The organism is Pseudomonas cyclaminis, from assembly GCF_015163715.1.
GTDB lineage: Bacteria > Pseudomonadota > Gammaproteobacteria > Pseudomonadales > Pseudomonadaceae > Aquipseudomonas > Aquipseudomonas cyclaminis.
On record NZ_JADDUM010000047.1, the window covers coordinates 17737 to 33340 of the forward strand.

Annotated in this window: 9 protein-coding genes and 1 pseudogene; 5 read left to right on the forward strand and 5 right to left on the reverse strand. The window is 61.9% G+C overall.

Annotation, left to right across the window (positions count from 1 at the left end):
* The first annotated feature begins 139 nt into the window (after nucleotides 1-139).
* Nucleotides 140-2326: a GAF domain-containing hybrid sensor histidine kinase/response regulator gene (locus IQK56_RS08185; RefSeq protein ID WP_193863456.1), complete on the forward strand. Its 2187-nt coding sequence runs from the start codon at nucleotides 140-142 to the stop codon at nucleotides 2324-2326.
* A gap of 8 nt (nucleotides 2327-2334) precedes the next feature.
* Here the strand turns inward: IQK56_RS08185 and IQK56_RS08190 are convergent, their stop codons facing one another.
* The 4 genes and pseudogenes from IQK56_RS08190 to IQK56_RS08205 form a co-directional block, all read right to left on the reverse strand.
* Nucleotides 2335-3501 carry a GGDEF domain-containing protein gene (locus tag IQK56_RS08190; RefSeq protein WP_150675213.1) on the reverse strand — a complete coding sequence of 389 codons (1167 nt, stop codon included), beginning with the start codon at nucleotides 3499-3501 and terminating at the stop codon, nucleotides 2335-2337.
* Between the two features lie 51 nt (nucleotides 3502-3552).
* Nucleotides 3553-5791 (reverse strand): annotated as a pseudogene (glgB, locus tag IQK56_RS08195) (1,4-alpha-glucan branching protein GlgB).
* Complete coding sequence (gene treS / locus IQK56_RS08200; RefSeq protein WP_193901626.1) at nucleotides 5788-9135, reverse strand: maltose alpha-D-glucosyltransferase; 3348 nt, start codon at nucleotides 9133-9135, stop codon at nucleotides 5788-5790. Before treS ends, glgB begins: the two are co-directional and overlap by 4 nt.
* 93 nt (nucleotides 9136-9228) lie before the next feature.
* Nucleotides 9229-11217, reverse strand: coding sequence for an alpha-1,4-glucan--maltose-1-phosphate maltosyltransferase (locus IQK56_RS08205; protein ID WP_122310069.1), 1989 nt, complete (start codon nucleotides 11215-11217; stop codon nucleotides 9229-9231).
* Between the two features lie 204 nt (nucleotides 11218-11421).
* On the opposite strand from IQK56_RS08205, the gene IQK56_RS08210 reads away from it, so the two are divergent.
* A complete protein-coding gene (locus tag IQK56_RS08210; protein ID WP_178075366.1) occupies nucleotides 11422-11598 on the forward strand; it encodes a hypothetical protein in 177 nt (58 codons plus the stop codon).
* Here IQK56_RS08210 and IQK56_RS08215 read toward each other — a convergent pair.
* Nucleotides 11576-12067 carry an MgtC/SapB family protein gene (locus IQK56_RS08215; protein ID WP_150675216.1) on the reverse strand — a complete coding sequence of 164 codons (492 nt, stop codon included), beginning with the start codon at nucleotides 12065-12067 and terminating at the stop codon, nucleotides 11576-11578. The genes IQK56_RS08210 and IQK56_RS08215 overlap by 23 nt on opposite strands.
* A gap of 120 nt (nucleotides 12068-12187) precedes the next feature.
* Between IQK56_RS08215 and IQK56_RS08220 the strand changes: the two genes are divergently transcribed.
* From IQK56_RS08220 to mapR, 3 genes are all read left to right on the forward strand, one after another.
* Nucleotides 12188-12427, forward strand: coding sequence for a DUF3203 family protein (locus IQK56_RS08220; protein WP_122305708.1), 240 nt, complete (start codon nucleotides 12188-12190; stop codon nucleotides 12425-12427).
* Nucleotides 12428-12611: 184 nt separating this feature from the next.
* A complete protein-coding gene (ccoG, locus tag IQK56_RS08225; protein ID WP_193863452.1) occupies nucleotides 12612-14021 on the forward strand; it encodes a cytochrome c oxidase accessory protein CcoG in 1410 nt (469 codons plus the stop codon).
* A gap of 37 nt (nucleotides 14022-14058) precedes the next feature.
* Nucleotides 14059-15468, forward strand: a complete 1410-nt coding sequence (mapR, locus tag IQK56_RS08230) for a GntR family transcriptional regulator MpaR (RefSeq protein WP_150759850.1) — start codon at nucleotides 14059-14061, stop codon at nucleotides 15466-15468.
* The last annotated feature ends 136 nt before the right edge of the window (nucleotides 15469-15604 follow it).

Consider the following 15604-nt stretch of genomic DNA (forward strand, 5'->3'; position numbering starts at 1 on the left):
AATCTATTCAAATGAGTAGAGCATCAAATCGCCATCTATCGGATAATTGTGCTGAACCGGCAGCGTCCAAGCGGGTCTGTAGCTTTGCGCCACACACTGAAAGGCGCGCTGAAGACTCTGGATTACAAGGTGTTTCCCAATGATGAATTGGCTGCAAAGCAGCAGCGACATGGCTGAACAGGTGCTTCAGCATGATTGGGCCAACACGCCGCTCGGTCCGTTGGAGCAATGGCCGGATGTTTTGAAGACCACCGTTGCGCTGTGTTTCGCGTCGAGCTTTCCCCAGGCCATTGTCTGGGGCCCGCAGTTGATCACCCTCTACAACGACGCGTTTGTTCCGATCCTGGGCAATAAGCCCCATGCCTTGGGCCGCCCGTTCAGCGACATCTGGCGCGAGGTGTGGTCCGACATCAGCCCCATCGCCGACGCGGCGTTCCAGGGGCACGCGACTTATATTGAAAATTTCCCGTTGGTGATTGAGCGTGGCCAGGCGCGGGAACAGGCGTATTTCACCTTCTGCTACAGCCCGATCCGCGACCCCTACGGCCGGGTGGTGGGCATGCTCGACACCGTGACCGAAACCACTGCCACGGTATTTCTCGCCCGTCGCCTGGCGGTGCTGGATGCCATTGGCAATGCGGTGACCAATGCGACCGATGCCCAAACCATCCTGACCCGCACCACACAGTTGCTCGCCGAACACCTGCAAGTCAGCAACTGCGCCTATGCCGACATGGACGCCGATGAAGACGGCTTTACCATCCGCGACAATTGGACCGCGCCCGGCTCGCCGAGCATCATCGGCCGCTACAGCCTGGCAGGATTCGGCGAGAAGGCCGTCAACTGCCTGCGGGGTGGCGAGCCGCTGGTGATCTACGACAACCTGCGCGAGCTGCCGCCCGAAGAATCTGCGGCCTTCCAGGCGCTGGGGGTAACCGCCACCATCTGCATGCCGCTGATCAAGAACGGCCGTCTGACCGCCTTGATGGCCGTCCACGACAAATCCGCCCGGCCCTGGTCACCCTACGACCTGGCCTTGCTGCGGGAAGTCACCGAACGTTCCTGGGCGCATATCGAGCGCGTGCGCGCTGATGCCGATGTGCGTGAAGGCCTGGCAGCGTATGCAGAGTTGAACACCTACCTGGAACAACGGGTGGAAGAACGCACCCAGGCGCTGGCCCAGGCCGAAGCCGCCCTGCGCCAATCCCAGAAACTCGAAGCCATCGGCCAGTTGACCGGCGGCGTCGCCCATGACTTCAACAACCTGCTGACGATCATTCGCTCGTCGGTGGATTTTCTGCGTCAGCCAGGCCTGTCGGAAGAACGCCGCCAGCGCTACATGGGCGCGGTGTCGGACACCGTGGAGCGCGCCAGCAAGCTGACCAGCCAGTTGCTCGCCTTTGCCCGCCGCCAACCGCTCAATCCGGAAGTCTTCGACGTGGGCCAGCGGGTCCAGAACATTGGCGAGATGCTGGAAAGCGTCACCGGCGCACGCATTCAGGTGCAGGTCGAGTTGCCGGCGCAGGCCTGTTTCGCACGTATCGACGCCAGCCAATTCGAAACCTCCCTGATCAACATCGCCCTCAACGCACGGGACGCCATGGGCGGCCAGGGCACGCTGAGCCTGCGGGTCGCCGGCCGGCAGGCGCTGCCGCGCATCCGTGGCGACGCGGGGTCACGCCAGCCCTACATCGCCATCGCCATTGGCGATACCGGGCCGGGTATCGAGGCCGACGCCGTGGAGCGGATTTTCGAGCCGTTCTTCACCACCAAGGCGGTCGGCAAGGGCACCGGCCTGGGCCTGTCCCAGGTCTTCGGGTTTGCCAAGCAGTCGGGGGGCAATATCGATGTGTCCAGCACGCCCGGCCAAGGCAGCGTGTTCACCCTGTACCTGCCCCAGGTCGAAGCCCAGGCATCGCTGCCACCCAGCCCTCAGGAAACGCTCGCCGCGCCCCACGACACCACCCAATGCCGGGTGCTGATCGTGGAGGACAACCTGGAAGTCGGGCGCTTTGCCAGCCAGATCCTTCAAGACCTGGGCTACCAAACCACCTGGGCGACCGATGCCGAGCAAGCCCTGACCTTGGCCGGCCAGGATGCAGCGGCCTTCGATGTGATCTTCTCCGACGTGGTCATGCCCGGTATCACGGGCGTCGCCATGGCCAAATTGCTGCGCCAGCGCCGGGCAGACCTGCCAGTGGTGTTGACCTCGGGCTACAGCGACGAGTTGGCAGACAGCGGCTACGAAGGCTTCGAATTCCTGCCCAAGCCTTACTCGGCCGAGCAGGTGTCGCGGGTGCTGGTCAAGGCGATGCTCAAGGACTGACCGCCACCCTACTGCGCCACGGCCACCTGATTGCGGCCCAGCGCCTTGGCCCGGTACAGCGCTTTGTCGGCGGTGTTCATCAGGCCATGCAGGTCCTCATCCTGGGCATGGGTCGAGGCCACGCCCAGGCTTGCCGAAAGCCCCTTGACCGGCTCGACCGCCAGCCCGGAAATCGACTCGACCAACTGCTCGGCAATAGCCTGCGCGGCTTCCAGCGAGGTATTGGGCAGCAACACCGCAAACTCCTCGCCGCCCAGGCGGCCATACACGTCAGATTTACGGAACGAAGCACTGATCACCCCGCCAATCTGGCGCAACACCTGATCGCCGGCCTGGTGGCCGTAGGTGTCGTTGATGTGCTTGAAGTGGTCCATGTCCATCATCAGCGCGCACAGTGGCTGCTGGTTGTGCCGGCACTGCGCGTAGAGCAGGTGGGCATGTTCGAAAAACGCACGGCGGTTCATCAGCCCGGTCAGTTCGTCGGTTTGTGCGGCACGGGTGGAAATGCTGTGAGCGCGCTCCATTTGCCGGGTCAGGCGAAACGCCTTCTCCAGCGCGTCGGACAATTTACGCGTAGCGCTGGCGACAAAGGTGGCGAACACCAGCACCGCGATGGCGACCCCCACCTGCATGGACGACGGCTGGAACAGCAGCCACACAGTGCAAGGCAGCAACACCAGGCCGATGGACACCAGCGTCATGTAGCGATAGGCCGAATAACACGACACCGCGCTGACCGACATGCCCACGGTGAACAACATGACCAGCGCCTGGGACAGCCGGTCATCCGGCGGCATCACCGCCAACGCACCAAGACCCCAGACGCCAGCGGACAGCATCAACGTAATCCAGTAGCGGCGCTCCCAGCGATCCGGGGTGCGCTCACTGTTGGGGCAGCGAAACCAGTCCATGAACATCTTGACCCGCAGCAGCGACGACACCGAAAGCACCACCAGCCACACCAGCATCACATTGCGATCGAAGCGTTCCCAACACAGCCAGCAGAGCATGACTGCCGCCAGGTAACTGCCGAAGATGGCGGCAAATGACTGCCGGAACAGCTGGTGCAGACGGTCGGTCCGCACCTGCTGCTCTATAAAGCAATCCTGGTCCTGCTCACGCCCAAGGCCATTCATGAAATTCGCCTGATTCGACTGCCACGACAAAGGCGCCATTGTGGCACCCTGCCAGCACCGTGGACAACTGAATCCCGCACAGCAGAGCGGTTAAGCCCCTTCCGGCCGCAGAATCAGCACGCCCAGCGGCGGTAAATTCAGCGACAGTGACACTGGTTGGCCATGGCGCGGCTCATCCTGGGTGAAGACTTCACCGCCGTTGCCGAAATTGGAACCGGCATACATGTCCGCATCACTGTTGATCACTTCGCTCCAGCGTCCGGCAAACGGCACGCCGACGGCATAGGCCTCGCGGGGCACCGGCGTGAAGTTCGCCACCACCAGGACGGGCTTACCGTCCTTGCTCCAGCGCAGCCAGGCGTAGACGCTGTTGATCGCGTCATCGCCGATCAGCCATTGGAAGCCTTGTGGCGCATCGTCCTGTTCGTGCAGGGCTGGCTCTTCGCGGTACAGGCGATTCAAGTCACCGACCAGCTTCTGCACGCCTTTGTGCTCTGCGTACTGCAAGAGGTACCAATCCAGTTGCTGGTCGTGGTTCCACTCGCGCCACTGGCCGAACTCGCAGCCCATGAACAAGAGCTTCTTGCCGGGATGCATCCACATGAACGCCAGGTAGGCACGCAGGTTGGCAAACTTCTGCCAGCGGTCGCCGGGCATCTTGTCGATCAACGAGTGCTTGCCGTGCACCACTTCATCGTGGGAAATCGGCAGGATGAAACGCTCGGACCAGGCATACACCAGGCCGAAGCTCAGCTCGTTATGGTGATGGGGCGCGGTAGACCGGGTCTTGCTGGATGTAATGCAGCGAGTCGTGCATCCAGCCCATGTTCCATTTGTAGTTGAACCCAAGGCCGCCCTGTTGGGTGGGCTGGCTTACGCCCGGCCAGGCGGTGGATTCCTCGGCGATCACCAAGGCGCCAGGGGCTTCCAGGGCTACCACGTCATTGAGGTGACGCAGGAAGTCGATGGCTTCCAGGTTCTCGCGGCCGCCGTGACGGTTGGGCACCCATTCGCCGGCCTTGCGCGAATAGTCGCGGTACAGCATCGACGCCACTGCATCCACACGCAGACCGTCGATATGGAAATGCTTGAGCCAGTGCAGGGCCGAAGCCAGCATAAAGCCGTGAACCTCGGTGCGGCCCAGGTTGTAGATCAGCGTGTCCCAATCCTGGTGGAAGCCTTCCAGCGGGTTGGCATATTCATACAGCGCGGTGCCGTCGAACTGCGCAAGGCCGTGGGTGTCGGTGGGAAAATGCGCTGGTACCCAGTCCAGAATCACGCCGATATCGGCCTGGTGCAGGGCGTTGACGAAATAGGCGAAATCCTCCGGCGAACCAAAGCGTGCAGTCGGGGCGAACTGCGACAAGGCCTGATAACCCCAGGAGCCGCCAAACGGGTGCTCCATGATTGGCATCAATTCGATATGGGTGAAGCCCAATTGCTGCACGTACGGGACCAGGCGTTCTGCCAGTTCACGCCAGCCGTACTGACGGGCGACTTCGCCGGCTTCGTCCAGCTCGCATTGCCAGGAACCGACGTGCAGCTCGTAGATCGACAGCGGCGCAGTGGGTTTCTGCTTCTCGCTGCGCGACTGCATCCACTCATGGTCTTGCCAGTCCACCTGCAACGGCGGCGCGACTTTCGACGCAGTGTCCGGCGGCAGTTGGGTGGCCAGTGCCATGGGGTCGGCCTTGAGCGGCAAGATTCCGTTGGCGCCGAGGATCTCGTACTTGTAGGCAGCGCCCGGTTGCAGACGTGGGATAAACAACTCCCACACGCCCGAAGGATGGCGCAGGCGCATCGGATGGCGGCGCCCGTCCCAGATATTGAAGTCGCCCACCACCGACACCCGCCGCGCATTCGGTGCCCATACGGCAAAGCGCACGCCCTGCACGCCGTCGACGCTGGTCACCTGGGCGCCCAGGCAGCTGCTGAGGTCGCGGTGGTTGCCTTCGGCAAACAGGTACAGGTCCATTTCCCCCAGCAACAATTGGCTGAAACTGTAAGGATCTTCGGTGATCTGTTCACCGCCGGCCCACTGGATTTTCAGCAGGTAGGGCTGGCGCGTGGAGAAGTGCCCGACAAACAGGCCCGGCACCTGGGTCGCGTCCAGGCTGCCGATGGGCTCGCCGCTGTCTTGCGCCAACACTTGGACGCTCAGGGCTTCCGGCAGGAATGCGCGGATAAACTGCCCGCCCTGCTCGTCATCGTGCGGCCCGAGGATCGAGAACGGGTCGTGGTGCTCGGCGCGCACCAGCGCTTCAACGTCCTTGGACGCCGGCATGGCAGTCAACTTGGGCTGCAGCGGTTCTTTATGCGTGTAATTCATGACGTCTCCCCACCGCGTGCAGTGTCAGATAGAGGTATTAGCCCGCTGAGCAAACCGTGCAGCCCTTGCAGGGGCACCGGTAGCCAGGTCGGGCGGTTTTCCGCTTCGTAAGCCACTTCATACGCAGCCTTTTCCAGGCTGAACAATGTCAGCGCGGCGTCCTGGCCTTTGGCATCCTGCCAGTCATGCGCCAGTGTAGACGTAGCTGCCTGATAAGCCTGGATAAATGCCTCGCGTGCTTCATTCAGGTAGCGATCGGTCACACGCCTGCGGGCCTGATCGGCCTGCGGCGAGTGATCCACCCCTTGCACATTCAGGGCCATGGCCGCCGCGTAATCAAACGAGCGCAGCACACCGCTCACATCTTTATACGGGCTGTGCTTGCCCCGTCGCTCATGCAGCGGCCTGGCTGGCTCGCCTTCAAAGTCGATCAGGTAGGCATCGCCCTTCACCACCAGCACCTGGCCCAGGTGCAAATCACCGTGAACCCGAATGCGCAGGCCGCCCAACGTAGCTTTCGCCAACGCCTGGACATGGGCGCCGATAGCTTTTTTCTGCGCCAGCAAGTCACTGACCAACGCCTGATCCGCAGGGTTCAACTGGGTTTGATGCAGCTTGAGCAATTGCAGCGCACGTTCGATCTGCGCGCCGACGTCCTTGGCCCAGGCCTGGGTGTCCTTGGCGGTGGTGACCTCGGGCTTGAAGTCCTTGTTGGTGGTCTTCGTGCCCAGCACCAGGTGCATTTCCCCCAGGCGCTGGCCGAGTATCCCGGCAAAGTCCTTCAATTCGCCCAAGGCGTTGTAGTGCTGTTCCTGCTCGGAGATGGCCTGCGCCAGTTCGTCGCGAATGGCGCGCTCCAGGTTGTTCTGGGTCCAGCTCCAGGCGTCGCCCTGATTGCTCAGATAACCCTGGGCGATCATCAGCAGATTGTCCTGGCCGTCGGCGCCACGGCGAATCATCGAGCCCAGCAGTGGCGAGATGTTCGGGTAATCGGCGGCTGTCAGGTAGGCGCTCATTTCAAGTTCCGGATGCACACCGGCGCTGACTTTGCGGATCAGCTTGAGCACCAGGCTCTCGCCCACCACCACCGAGCTGTTGGACTGCTCGGCCGACAAGTAGCGCACTTGGGCGTCGTCCGTCAGCTGCAACGGCGCCAGATGTGGCGTGGCTTCGAAGCGCAAGTCGCCTTCGCTGGACGTGAGCACCGTACCGGCCTGCAGGCCCTGGATCACGGCGCGGATAAAGTGCTCCAGGCTGAAGGCATCCGTGACCAACCCCACCTGCCGCGTACGCCGCACACGGGCCAGGGCCAATTGCTGCGGCAAGGCACTGGTGAACTGGTCTTCGCCCAGGAAACCGAACGGCAGTTGATAGCGACTGACCTGGCCGCCGCTGGTGACGTCAATTTCACTGAGCAACACCGGATGCTCCGGGTCGCCGAACCGCACGCCGTAAGCAATGTGCACGTTGTCGATAGCGGTGTCCTTGCCCGCGAACCAGCGCCGCTTGGGCAGCCAGGCCGGCAAGGAAGTCTGCTCCAGGGTGGTGCGGCAAGGGTCTTCGAGCAATTCTTCCATGCGTTTTTTAAGTACCAGGGTAGTGAAGTCGGGGATGCTTTGGGCCGGTTCCACATGCCAGCTGGGCATCTGGTTCTCCGCCGCCAATACAAACCAATAGAAGCCATAGGGCGCCAGGGTCAGCAGGAAATTCAGCTGGCCGATGGGCGGGAACGCGTTGCCGCCGAGCATCTCCACCGGCACCATCCCGGCGAAGGCCGACAGGTCCAGCTCGGCGGCCTGGGCACTGCGGGACACGTTGGCCACGCACAGGATGATTTCCGTGCGGCCGTCTTCCCCGGTGTATTCACGGGTGTAGGCCAGGATCCTGCGATTGCTCGGCGAGAGCATTTTCAGACTGCCCCGGCCGAACGCCTTGGATTGCTTGCGCACCGCCAACATGCGCCGGTTCCAGTTGAGCAGTGAGTGCGGGTCTTGGGTCTGGGTTTCGACGTTGACCGACTGGTAGCCGTAAAGCGGGTCCATGATCGGCGGCAGCACCAGGCTGGCCGGGTCGGCGCGGGAGAAGCCGCCGTTGCGGTCGATGGACCACTGCATCGGCGTGCGCACACCGTCGCGGTCACCGAGGTAGATGTTGTCACCCATGCCGATTTCATCGCCGTAATACAGGGTCGGCGTGCCCGGCATCGACAGCAGCAGGCTGTTGAGCAGTTCCACACGGCGGCGGTCGCGCTCCAGCAGCGGTGCCAGGCGTCGGCGAATGCCCAGGTTGATGCGCGCGCGGCGGTCAGCGGCGTAGTAGTTCCACAGGTAGTCACGCTCTTTGTCGGTGACCATTTCCAGGGTCAGTTCATCGTGATTGCGCAGGAAGATCGCCCATTGACAGTTGGCGGGGATTTCCGGGGTCTGGCGCAAGATATCGGTGATGGGAAAGCGGTCTTCCTGGGCCAGCGCCATGTACATGCGCGGCATCAGCGGGAAGTGGAAAGCCATGTGGCATTCGTCGCCGTCGTCGCCCTTTTTGTCGCCAAAGTACAACTGGGTGTCTTCGGGCCATTGGTTGGCTTCGGCCAGCAGCATGCGGTCCGGGTAGTTCGCATCGATTTCGGCGCGGATCTGCTTGAGCACCTCATGGGTTTCGGCAAGGTTCTCGTTATTGGTGCCGTCGCGCTCGATCAGGTACGGGATGGCGTCCAGGCGCAGGCCGTCAATGCCCATGTCCAGCCAGTAACGCATCACCGACAGCACGGCCTTCATCACTTGCGGGTTGTCGAAGTTGAGGTCGGGCTGGTGGGAGTAGAAGCGGTGCCAGAAGTACTGGCCGGCGACCGGGTCCCAGGTCCAGTTGGACTTCTCGGTGTCGAGGAAGATGATGCGCGTGCCGTCGTACTTCTGGTCGTCATCGGACCACACATAAAAGTCTCGCGCCGCCGATCCGGGCTTGGCCTTGCGGGCGCGCTGGAACCACGGGTGCTGGTCGGACGTGTGGTTGATCACCAGCTCAGTGATCACCCGCAACCCGCGTTTGTGGGCCTCGGCGATAAAGCGCCTGGCGTCGGCCAGGGTGCCGTAGTCGCTGTGCACGCCACGGTATTCGGCGATGTCGTAGCCGTCATCGCGGCGTGGCGAGGGGTAGAACGGCAGCAGCCAGATGGTGTTCACGCCGAGGTCGGCAATGTAGTCGAGCTTGGCGATCAGCCCGGGAAAGTCACCGATGCCGTCATTGTTGGAGTCGAAGAAGGACTTGACGTGAACCTGGTAGATCACCGCGTCCTTGTACCAGAGCGGATCCTTGATAAAGCTGGCAGCCTTGGGTTTCTTCGCCATTGGAAACTCCTGGAATACTCAAATTCTTTCAAACTGAACTCGGTCAATGTGGGAGGGGGCTTGCCCCCTCCCACATGTTGATCTTCACTAGGCTCAGGAAGTGGTGATGCGCCAAATCCCGAACGGCATCTGCGGATCAAGGCGTGTCCACTGATTCTTGCCGTACCAGGTCCAGCGATGGCCGTTCATCAGGTCCTCACCTTGGGTCTGCGCATCATCGGGCAGGCCCAACTCCCACAGTGGCAACTCGAAATGCGCTTCCTGGGCGTTGAACGGGTCGAGGTTGATGGCGACCAGGATGAAGTTGTCGCCCTCCTCACTGCGTTTGCCGAAGTACAGGATGTTGTCGTTCCACGCGGTGTAGAGCTTCAACCCCAGGTGTGTCTGCAACGCCGGGTTTTGCCGGCGGATGCGATTGAGCTGGGCGATCTCGGCAATGATGTTGCCGGGGGCGGTGAAGTCGCGGACACGAATCTCGTACTTCTCCGAGTCCAGGTATTCCTCTTTGCCCGGCACCGGCGCGGCTTCGCACAGTTCAAAGCCCGAATACATGCCCCACAAGCCCGAGCCCATGGTCGCCAGCGCGGCGCGGATCAGAAAGCCGGCGCGGCCGGACTCGTGCAGGAAGCCTGGGTTGATGTCCGGGGTGTTGACGAAGAAGTTCGGCCGGTAGCACTCACGCCATGGCGACTGGTTCAACTGGGTGAAGTACTCGCTCAACTCGGCCTTGGTATTGCGCCAGGTGAAATAGGTGTAGCTCTGGGAATAACCGACCTTGCCCAGCCGCGCCATCATCGCCGGCGTGGTGAAGGCCTCGGCGAGAAAAATCACCTCGGGGTGCTTTGAGCGCACATCGCTGATCAGCCATTGCCAGAACGGCAGCGGCTTGGTGTGGGGATTGTCGACGCGAAAGGTCTTCACGCCCTCTTCCACCCAGCCCACCACGATGTCGCGCAATTCGGTCCAGAGACCCGGAATCGCATCCGCCGCATAGAAGTCGACGTTGACAATGTCCTGGTACTTTTTCGGCGGGTTTTCAGCGTATTTGATCGTCCCGTCGGGGCGCCAGTTGAACCAGCCCGGATGCTGCTTGAGCCACGGGTGGTCCTGGGAGCACTGGATGGCGAAGTCCAGGGCGATTTCCAGCCCGTGGTCGGCGGCCGCCTGGACCAGGCGGCGAAAGTCGTCGCGACTGCCCAGTTGCGGGTGAATGGCCTCGTGGCCGCCCTCCTCGCTGCCAATGGCGTATGGGCTGCCCGGATCATCGGGACCGGCGGTCAGCGAGTTGTTCTTGCCCTTGCGGTGGCTGCGGCCGATGGGGTGGATCGGCGGGAAGTACAGCACGTCGAACCCCATGTCATGGATCATCGGCAGACGTGCGTGCACATCGTTGAAGGTACCGTGACGCGCCGGATCGTCGGTGATCGAGCGCGGAAACAGCTCGTACCAACTGGCGAACTGCGCCGCTTCACGTTCCACGTCGATCGGGTAAACGGTGCTGATGCTCAAATAGGCGCGGTGATCGGCCTGGGTCATCAGGTGTGCACTGTCTTCGTGCAGGAACAGCGCGACCTGCTCGGTTTCCAGCAGGCCGGAGAGTTCGTGGTGCAGCAACATCAGGCGGTCGCGCAGTTCGTTGTCACTGCGTTCGGCGGCCTGCAACACCAGGCTGCGGCCTTCCTGCAACTCCAGGCTGACCGGCACGCCAGCCTCATGTTTTTTGCGCAGTTCGTAGCAGAAGCTGGCGAAGGTATCGATCCAGGCTTCAATGCAGTATTCGTGAGGGCCTTGGGTGGTGACGGTAAACGCGCCCTCCCAGCCATTGTTGCCCACGTCGGTCATCACCACGCTGTGCCAGCTTTCATCCTGCAGCGGCCGCCAGCGGATCAGTACAGCGAGCTTGTCGTGGCCGTCGGCGAATACCTTGCTGGTCACGTTGACCCGCTGGCCCACGGCGGCCTTGACGGCGAATTCACCGCCATCAATCACCGGCATGGTGCTTTCAATCGCAATCCTGGGCAGCAACAGCGCCTGGGACAGCGGCAATAAGGAATTATCTGGAACCTGAGTGTCAGCAGTCATCGAGCATCTTCCCCTTACGCCCTGTGGACGCTCTTTGCTTGATCCGAATTCTGAAACGGCAGCGCTCTCCCTGAGCAGGGCCGTCATAGGTCCGAGCCTGAGCCTTGGTCAAAAGTTCAGGTGGATGTGCCGCCATTGAGCGGGGAATCAAATCCCCCAGGCGATTGTCCACCGGTAGAGCAAAGCACAAAGGAGGCCACACCGATGAATATCCCGATCCCGGCTGAAACCCCTGATCCGAATATCGACAACCCGACCCTGCCGCCCACTGAACCGGAACCGATCCCCGAAAAAGAACCCCCGGAAAACCTGCCACCCCCCGTTGAGGAGCCGCCGACGACCATGCCCCCGGTGATCGTCAGTCCTTCTCGAAGCGCTTGACGATTTTCGGCATGACGCGGAACACCGCCAACGCCAGCAACGTACTCAGGACCGCTGTCGATTCCCGACCCAACCCGGTCGAGACCCCAATCGCAGCGGTCATCCACAGGCCGGCGGCGGTGGTCAGGCCTTTGACATGCCCTTCTTCCTCATCCTTGCCTTTGATGATGGTACCGGCGCCGAGAAAGCCGATCCCCGCGATCACGCCTTGCACCACGCGGCTCATGGCATCCGCCTGATTGCCCGACATCTGCGGCACCATCACAAACAGCGCGGCGCCCAAGGCCACCAGCATATGGGTGCGTATCCCGGCCGCCTTGCCCTTGCTCTCGCGTTCAAAGCCCAAGATGCCACCCAGTACGGCTGCGATCAGCAGGCGCACGGTGATCTGGGTCAGTTGCCTGGCATCGCCGATATCGGCGAATTCGGCCTGCAGGGTTTGCCACACTTCATGCCACCAAGCGTCCATGGAAGCTGTCCTTCAAAGAAGTCGATAATTCATGGACAGCGCCTACCGCCAGTCAGTTGCCTTGAACCCCGCCTCGGCACCATCCCCTAAGGTGCATAGCCGATGAAAAAGGAGTTCAACATGACCCTGCGTATTGAAAACCACCTGTGCTATTTCAAGCTCGACGACAATGGCCAGGAGCAAAGCGTGCCTGCCACCCGCGTGAAGATAGTGACGGACGATGACAAGTCCATGTCCTACGTCGAACTGGCGGGCGAGCGCATCTACATCACCGAAGCCGAGGCAGATGCCCTGACGGTCGAAGGCGCGACGGACGGGCGTAACCATGTGAAGGCCACCGAGCCTGGTTCGCTGATTTGATTGATCTGGGTCATCAGCGCTGAAATCAAGCTGCACCCCAGGCGCGCCGGGGTGCAGCAGATTGTCGCAGCGCTTGGCTCGCAGGCCATCTGATCCGCTTTTTATCGCTTTAGCTGAGTCTGTTATGCAAACAGCCGCCGGCCCATAGTTCATCCGCCTGATGGAGGCTGATGAGCGAATGACCATGAGCGAACGCATCCCAACCGTGGAAACCTTTGACCCCATTCACCCCAAGAAGGTGAAGGCCAAATCCAGCGACACCCTGATCCATACCCGCAGCTTCACCGGCCTGTTCCGTACCTTGCGTGTGGCCGGAGCGGGCTTTCTGTTCCTGGCGTTTTTCGGCACCGTGTGGCTGAACTGGGACGGACGCCAAGCCGTGCTGTGGGATCTGGCCGAAAGCAAATTCCATATTTTTGGCGCGACCTTCTGGCCCCAGGATTTCATCCTGCTGTCAGCGCTGTTGATCATCTGTGCCTTCGGCCTGTTCGCGATTACCGTGTTTGCCGGCCGCGTGTGGTGTGGCTACACCTGCCCGCAAAGCTCATTTACCTGGTTGTTCATGTGGTGCGAGAAGGTCACCGAGGGTGAGCGCAACCAGCGCATCAAGCTGCAAGCGGCGCCCTGGAGCCTGAACAAACTGGCGCGGCGTTCGGCCAAGCACACCTTGTGGCTGGGCATCAGCGTGCTGACCGGGCTGACCTTTGTCGGCTACTTCACGCCTGTCCGCCCGTTGGCCGAGGAACTGCTGACCCTGGAAATAGGCGGTGTGAGCCTGTTCTGGGTGCTGTTTTTCACTGCCGCCACCTACCTCAATGCCGGCTGGCTGCGCGAGGCGGTGTGCATGCACATGTGTCCGTATGCGCGGTTCCAGAGCGTGATGTTCGATAAAGACACCCTGACCATTTCCTACGACAGCGCCCGTGGCGAAAGCCGTGGCCCGCGCAAACGCGAGGTCAGGCCGGCCGATGTCGGCCTGGGTGATTGCATTGACTGCCACCTGTGCGTGCAGGTCTGCCCCACTGGCATCGACATCCGCGACGGCCTGCAAATGGAGTGCATCGGCTGTGCGGCCTGCATCGACGCCTGCGATTCGATCATGGACAAGATGGGCTATGCCCGTGGCCTGGTCAGCTATACCAGCGAACATCAACTGCAAGGTGGCAAGACCCATCTGCTCCGGCCCCGCCTGATCGGCTACAGTGCCGTGCTGCTGGTGATGATTGCCGCGCTGGTGGTGGCCCTGGTGGAACGGCCGATGGTGTCGTTGGACGTGACCAAGGACCGTGGCCTGTTCCGCGAGAACGCCGTGGGCCAGATCGAAAACATCTACAGCCTCAAGGTCATCAACAAGACCCAGCAGCGCCAGGATTACCGGGTGGAGCTGATCGACGCCGACGGTTTCCAGCTGCACGGCAAGACCGAGATCAGCCTGGCGCCGGGGGAAATCATTGATGTGCCGGTGTCGGTGGCGTTGCTCGCAGATAAACCGGCGAGCAGTTCGCAGACGTTGCGCTTCAAGGTCATGGATGTGGATGAACCGGGCATTTACAGCGTTGCCGACAGCCGTTTTGTAGCGCCGCTCAACCGCTGATACCTCGGTATCAAAAAAACACTTGTTTAAGGCCAAAATGAAACGCTACGAAAAATTCGCCGAAGACATTGCCGAACTGATCCGCTCCGGCGTCCTCGGGCCCGGCCAGCGCGTGCCGTCGGTGCGCTACGCCAGCCAGACCTACGGCGTCAGCCCGTCCACGGTGTTCCAGGCCTATTACCTGCTGGAGCGCCGTGGCCTGATCCGGGCGCGGCCGCGTTCCGGGTACTTCGTCAACACCCATGCGCCGAGCCCGTTCTCCGAGCCGGTGGTGAGCGAGCAGGTGCACGAGTCCACTGAGGTGGATGTCAGCGAGTTGGTGTTCTCGGTACTCGACTCGATCAAAGACCCCAACACCGTGCCCTTCGGCTCGGCGTTCCCCAGCCCGATGCTGTTTCCGCTGCCGCGCCTGGCCCGCTCCCTGGCCAGCGCCAGCCGCGAGATGGACCCGCGCCTGGTCGTCACGGACATGTCGCCGGGCAACCCGCAACTGCGTCGGCAAATCGCCCTGCGCTACATGGTCGGCGGGCTGATGCTGCCGATGGAAGAACTGCTGATCACCAACGGCGCCCTGGAAGCGCTGAACCTGTGCCTGCAAGCTGTCACCGAACCCGGCGACCTGGTAGCCATTGAAGCCCCGGCGTTCTATGCCTGCCTGCAAGTGCTGGAACGCCTGAAGCTCAAGGCAGTGGAGATCCCCGTGCACCCGCGCGACGGCATCGACCTCGGCGCCCTGGCGCAAGCCCTGGAACGCTACCCGATCAAGGCCTGCTGGACCATGACCAGTTTCCAGAACCCCATGGGCGCAACCCTGCCGGAAGCCAAGAAACAGGCGCTGGTGGAGTTGTTGCGCAGCCATCAGGTGCCGCTGATCGAAGACGATGTCTACGCCGAACTGTATTACGGGCAACAGGCCCCCAAGCCGGCCAAAGCCTTCGACACCGAGGGTTTGGTAATGCACTGCGGTTCCTTCGCCAAGAGCCTGGCACCCGGCTATCGCGTCGGCTGGGTGGCCGCCGGGCGCTACGCGCAGAAAGTCGAACGCCTGAAGCTGATGACCTCGCTGTGCCCGTCGATGCCGGCCCAGGCGGCGATTGCCGACTACCTGCAACATGGCGGCTACGACCGGCACCTGCGCAAATTGCGCTATGCCCTGGAAGAGCAACAAAGCGCCATGCTCGCCGCCATTGCCCGGTATTTCCCCGCGCAGACCCGCGTCAGTCAGCCAGCCGGGGGGTACTTCCTGTGGTTGGAATTGCCGGAACAGACGGATTCACTGAAGGTGTTCCAGATGGCCTTGGCCCAAGGCATCAGCATTGCGCCGGGGCCGATTTTCTCGGCGACCCAGCGCTTTCGCAATTGCATTCGGCTGAACTATGGCAGCCCGTGGACCGAGGCGTCGGAGCAGGCGATGGAGACGTTGGGGCGGATTGTGCGGTCGTTTTGAGGGCTGGGTGGTGTTCGTTCTGACGTCATCGGGGGCAAGCCCCCTCCCACATTCAGATGTGTGAATACCTTCAAGTGTGGGAGGGGGCTTGCCCCCAATGCCAGTCAGTTAAGGAGGAACACTGTAACTGTGGTGA